The 4,607-nt window shown below is 64.6% G+C and carries 8 protein-coding genes; 3 read left to right on the top strand and 5 right to left on the bottom strand.

Translation table 11 applies throughout. The features are described from left to right. The 3 genes from EOA79_RS29880 to EOA79_RS29870 form a co-directional block, all read right to left on the bottom strand. Positions 1-1,034 (bottom strand): HAMP domain-containing sensor histidine kinase (locus EOA79_RS29880; protein WP_164894007.1); only part of this gene is annotated, 1,034 nt, incomplete at its 3' end. Between the two features lie 22 nt (positions 1,035-1,056). Continuing rightward, the gene (locus EOA79_RS29875) at positions 1,057-1,722 is read right to left on the bottom strand and encodes a response regulator transcription factor (protein WP_067320964.1); all 666 of its coding nucleotides are present in this window, start codon (positions 1,720-1,722) and stop codon (positions 1,057-1,059) included. A gap of 81 nt (positions 1,723-1,803) precedes the next feature. Further along, a complete protein-coding gene (locus EOA79_RS29870; protein WP_095823716.1) occupies positions 1,804-2,103 on the bottom strand; it encodes a hypothetical protein in 300 nt (99 codons plus the stop codon). 231 nt (positions 2,104-2,334) lie between these two features. Here EOA79_RS29870 and EOA79_RS29865 point away from each other — a divergent pair, with 231 nt between their 5' ends. Beyond that, positions 2,335-2,721, top strand: a complete 387-nt coding sequence (locus tag EOA79_RS29865; RefSeq protein ID WP_095823717.1) for an ester cyclase — start codon at positions 2,335-2,337, stop codon at positions 2,719-2,721. A gap of 115 nt (positions 2,722-2,836) precedes the next feature. On the opposite strand, the gene EOA79_RS29860 is transcribed toward EOA79_RS29865, so the two are convergent. Then, positions 2,837-3,244 (bottom strand): DUF3168 domain-containing protein, encoded by a 408-nt coding sequence (locus tag EOA79_RS29860; RefSeq protein WP_095823718.1) that lies wholly within the window; start codon positions 3,242-3,244, stop codon positions 2,837-2,839. 243 nt (positions 3,245-3,487) lie between these two features. On the opposite strand from EOA79_RS29860, the gene EOA79_RS33050 reads away from it, so the two are divergent. Next, positions 3,488-3,661 carry a hypothetical protein gene (locus tag EOA79_RS33050; RefSeq protein WP_164748310.1) on the top strand — a complete coding sequence of 58 codons (174 nt, stop codon included), beginning with the start codon at positions 3,488-3,490 and terminating at the stop codon, positions 3,659-3,661. Between the two features lie 36 nt (positions 3,662-3,697). After that, positions 3,698-4,330 carry an NAD(P)H-binding protein gene (locus EOA79_RS29855; RefSeq protein ID WP_095823719.1) on the top strand — a complete coding sequence of 211 codons (633 nt, stop codon included), beginning with the start codon at positions 3,698-3,700 and terminating at the stop codon, positions 4,328-4,330. A 2-nt stretch (positions 4,331-4,332) separates the two neighbouring features. Here EOA79_RS29855 and EOA79_RS29850 read toward each other — a convergent pair. Continuing rightward, positions 4,333-4,607: trimethylamine methyltransferase family protein (locus tag EOA79_RS29850; protein ID WP_206639288.1), on the bottom strand; the 275-nt coding region annotated here is incomplete at its 5' end.

Raw genomic sequence — 4,607 nt, 5'->3', positions numbered from 1 at the left:
GGCGGCGACAGCGAAAGCTGTGTCTGCGGGTTGAGCTTGCGCAGCACGCGCACCATGCGCTCGACCAGCGGCGCCACCGGCGTGCGGAAGACGACGCTGTCGCGCTGGGCGGCGACGCGGGCGCGCTGCAGATAATGGTCGACCTGCTTTTGCATCGAGGCAGCCTGCTCGGCGATGAGCTCTCCCTTGGCGCCGCCGAGCGCGCGGCCCTCGTTGATCAGCACGGCAAGCGGCGTCTTCAGGGAATGGGCGAGGTTGCCGACCTGGGTGCGCGAGCGCTCGACGATGCGCCTGTTGTTCTCGATCAGCGCATTGGTCTCGCTGGCCAGAGGCTCGATCTCGGCCGGGAAGCGCCCGTCGAGCCGCTGCGCCGTGCCCTCGCGCACCATCGCCAAAGCATTGCGCACGCGGCGCAAAGGCTGCAAGCCGAAAAGGATGGCGATGGCGTTAATGGCGATCATGCCGACGCCGAACAGCGACAGATAGGTGAGCAGCCGGCGCTGGAAGCTCGCGATCTCCTGCTCGAGCTCGCTGTGATTGCCCATGACGCGGAAGCGCGCGGCGCGGTTCTTGGCATCGAGCACGAACTCGCTCTCGAAAACCTCCAACTCCTCGCCCTTGATGCCCTCGGTCGAATAGCTGCGCTGGAAGTTCGCGTTGAACGGCACCTCGGCGACGCTCGGCGACAGGATCGAGGAGGTCATCGAGGAGGAATGGAGTTCGCCGTGAACGTCTTCGGAGGCCGGCTCGACCGACCAGTACCAGCCGGAATTCGGCTCCGAGAAGCGCAGATCGCCAAGGTCGGGCGAGCCGATGAGCGCGCCATTGTCGGAAATGCCGACGGAGCCGATCAGGTTGAACAGATGCGCCGAAAGCAGGCTGTCGAAGCCGCGCTCGCTGGCCTGGCGGTAGAGCGTGGTGATGAGGGTGAAGATGACGACGAGCGTCAGGATCGCCCAAATCGTGGAAAAGGCGATGACGCGGAAGGTCAGCGAGCGCGGCCAGAGCCGCAGCTTTGAAAGCCACGTTCTCATCGTCGGCTTCAGCGGTTCCGCGTCACGCCTCCGGCTCTCGCATGCGATAGCCCATGCCTCGCACGGTTTCGATCATGTCGATGCCCATCTTCTTGCGAAGCCGTCCGACGAACACCTCGATGGTGTTGGAGTCGCGGTCGAAGTCCTGGTCGTAGAGATGTTCGACCAATTCGGTGCGCGATACCACCTCGCCCATATGATGCATCAGATAGGCAAGCAGCCGAAACTCGTGGGAAGTGAGCTTCAGCGGCACGCCGTTGACGTCGGCCTTGGAGGCCTTGGTGTCGAGCCTCAGCGGCCCGCAGGTGAGCTCGGACGAGGCATGGCCGGCGGCGCGGCGGATCAGCGCCCTCACTCTGGCCAGCACCTCCTCGATGTGAAAAGGCTTGGTGACGTAGTCGTCGGCGCCCGCATCGATGCCGGCAACCTTGTCGCTCCAGCGGTCGCGGGCGGTCAGGATCAGCACAGGCATCTTGCGCCCGCCGCGGCGCCAGCGCTCGACGACGCTGATGCCGTCCATCTGCGGCAGGCCGATGTCGAGGACGACGGCGTCGTAAGGCTCGGTGTCACCGAGGAAATGCCCCTCTTCGCCGTCATAGGCGCGGTCGACGACATAGCCGGCATCGACCAGCGCATCCGTCAGCTGCCGGTTGAGATCCTTGTCATCCTCGACGACGAGCACGCGCATGGTTCGGAGCCTGTTGAAGGGTGGAGGTATAGGCCGATTCCGCCGGCCAGGAAACTCAAGCCTGTTAAAGGGAATTGGGCGTCAGTCCAGCGGCACCACGATCTCGGTACGGCGCGGCCGCTGGCCCTCCTTGCCGGGGACCAGCACCACGATCACGCAGACCTGCTGCCCGCCGCGGGTCGCCTGCGAGGCCTTGGCGAGCGTGCCGCCGTTCTGCGCGGCGATCTGCTGGCCGATCGCATAGCAATCGCTGGCAGCAAGTACGACCGGCTGGTCGACCGATGGCTCGACGAGCGGCATCGCCGTCGCCTGCGACGCAAAAAGCCCGGCTGCGGCAAGCGCCAGCGCCGCGGCGCGAGTAAGGGAGCGGAACGTTTTCATGATCACGGTACTAACGCATTTGTGCTGAACATGAAATGAACGGTGAATGGCCGAAAATCCATGCCCGCCATACCCCCTGCCCGCGAGACGAACAAATGCGAGTCCAACTGCCTGGGCCCATCAGGACCAGCATGGATTGATAGCCGGAAAATCACGGGCGCGGCTACGGTTTTCGCGGCTTGCATATGCTCTAATTTGCGCCGTGAAGCAGTTGAGGACGGGGAGAATGCCATGAGCCATGACGACCTTGCCAGTCTCTACAAGGACTACATTGCCTGCCTCAACGAACAGGATTGGGACAATCTCGGCCGGTTCGTCGGCGACGAGGTGCAGTATAATGGCGAGACGGTGGGGCTTTCGGGCTATCGCCGCATGCTGGAAGGCGATTTTCAGGCCATTCCCGATCTGCGTTTCAACATCGAGCTTCTGGTATCAGAGCCACCACGCGTGGCGGCCCGCCTGCATTTCGACTGCAGGCCCAAGGGCATGCTGTTCGGCCTAGCGGTGAACGGCAGGCGAGTCACCTTCGCGGAGAACGTCTTTTATGAAATCCAGGATGGGCGAATACGCGAGGTCTGGTCCGTCATCGACAAGGCCGCCATCCAGGCCCAGTTCTAGGAACGTTCATCGCTCCAAGGAAACGCGGAATTGCTCTAACTCTTTGTTTTTTCGCACTTCCGGACGGAAAACAGGTGCGCACTTTCCTGGAATTGCACAAGGAAAAGCTGGTCTCTCAGGCACTTTCTTGCGTCAGCGCGCGGAAGCGCAGCAGCCCGTGGTGCACCGCGAGGTCGTCGTCATAGCGCGCCTCGGCGAATTCCAGCGACAGCCGCGTCTGGCCACGCGGGCCGATCGAGAGGGCCGCGCCGTCGAGGCGCGCCTTGATGCTGTCCATGATGAGCCGCGTCTCGGCATCGCCCTGCGCCTTCGACCAGATGTGGAGCGTGATGAGTTGGTCGTCGTTGTCGTCGGCGCCGGTGTCCAGGTCGAAGGCGCTGGTGCGGCCATAGGTGACGTGCGGAAATGCGGCTTTGGCGTCGGCGCGCTCGAGCAGGCCGGCGCCGCCCAGCAGCGCCGACAGCGACGCATCGGTCTTCAGTCGCAGGAACAAGGCCTGCATCAAATCGCCAGGCGCCGTCATATGTGGTTCCTCTCGCCTGCCTTGTCCTCATCGCAGCGTAGCCGCCTTGCACCCGTTTCGCCAGATCGTCGGACGGCGTCTTGAGGCAATGCCATCAAGCCTTGCCGCTGATCACCGTTGCCTGATCCCTGATCACCACAGTTACGAAACGGATGACGGCGCACAGGCGCCTCATCACCGATCTCGCGGCGATAGACAAGCAAAACCGGGCGGCTGCCGAGAGTTTCGGGGGCGAGCCGCACCATGCGCGGTTCCGGTTCGGCGGGCATGCAGGGCATCACGCGTGTCACGATGTGGGGCGACACGGTTTTTGAGGGAGGCGCCGCGCAGGGTCTGGTGGAGCAATGCGACTACGTCTACACAAGGCTGCTGCCCGGCTGGGGCGCCGGTCGCTTTCGCCGCAGGGCGCAAGCCTAGCTGACGAGCGGGGCAGACTGGCCAGGGAGGCCGGAGATGAAACTTCTGATCTTTGGCGCCTCGGGCGCGACCGGCCGCGCCCTCGTCTCGGCGGCGCTGGCGGAAGGCCATCTGGTCACCGCCTTCGTCCGCACCCCGCGCAAGCTCGCCATCAGCCACGACCGTCTGAGCGTGATCGTCGGAGACGTCGCCGACTGCAAGGCGGTGGAGGGCGCGATTGCCGGTCACGACGCGGTGTTGAGCTGCCTCGGTGTCGGCGTGCCACTGAAGCACGACGCGGCGGTGATTGCCGGTATCGGCTTCATCGTCGAGGCGATGCAACGGAGCGGGCCAACCCGGCTCATTTATCAGTCCTTCCTCGGCGTCCGCGACAGCCGGCGGCAATTGGGGCCGCTGCTCGGCGGCATCGTCGTGCCGCTCGTGCTGCGCCATGAAGCGGCGGATCACGAAGCGAAGGAAAGGCTCATCGCGCGGTCCGGCCTCGACTGGACGATCGTGCGACCGCCAAAGCTCGGCAACGGTCCAGCCATCGGCCGGTTCCGCCACGGCCACGGCATCCGGGCCAGATCCTTGTTGCCGACGCTGGCGCGCGCCGACGTGGCGGCCTTCATGCTCGATCAAGTCAGCGACAAGACCTATTCGCGTACAGCGGTTGCCCTGCTGCCTTGACCTCACGACACCGGTGCCGCGCCGCCCTCTTCGGTGCGACGTGCGATGAAATCGTCGAGCACGCCGGCGGTGGCGGCAGCGGATGCGGGCGGCTGGAAATCGGAAAGAATCCGCTTCCAGATGCCGGTGGCGCGCTCCGTCGCGGTCTTGCCGCCGGATTGCGTCCAGTTGCCGAAATTCGACCAGTCGGCCACCAGCGGTTCGTAAAAGGCGGTGCGGTAGCGGACCATGGTGTGGGCGGCCGAGAAGAAATGGCCGCCGGGCTGCACCTCGGCAA

Origin of the sequence: Mesorhizobium sp. M1A.F.Ca.IN.020.03.2.1 (assembly GCF_004023205.1) — a bacterium.
Taxonomy (GTDB): Bacteria; Pseudomonadota; Alphaproteobacteria; order Rhizobiales; family Rhizobiaceae; genus Mesorhizobium.
The sequence above is the reverse complement of the archived record's forward strand: the minus strand, read 5'-3'. Positions and strand labels throughout refer to the sequence as shown.

Bases quoted from the DNA above. Each gene is read 5' to 3' on its own strand.
- EOA79_RS29860 (WP_095823718.1), bottom strand. From the start codon at position 3,244: ATGACGGCGCCTGGCGATTTGATGCAGGCCTTGTTCCTGCGACTGAAG.
- EOA79_RS29875 (WP_067320964.1), bottom strand. From the start codon at position 1,722: ATGCGCGTGCTCGTCGTCGAGGATGACAAGGATCTCAACCGGCAGCTG.
- EOA79_RS29870 (WP_095823716.1), bottom strand. From the start codon at position 2,103: ATGAAAACGTTCCGCTCCCTTACTCGCGCCGCGGCGCTGGCGCTTGCC.
- EOA79_RS33050 (WP_164748310.1), top strand. From the start codon at position 3,488: ATGCGCGGTTCCGGTTCGGCGGGCATGCAGGGCATCACGCGTGTCACG.
- EOA79_RS29865 (WP_095823717.1), top strand. From the start codon at position 2,335: ATGAGCCATGACGACCTTGCCAGTCTCTACAAGGACTACATTGCCTGC.
- EOA79_RS29855 (WP_095823719.1), top strand. From the start codon at position 3,698: ATGAAACTTCTGATCTTTGGCGCCTCGGGCGCGACCGGCCGCGCCCTC.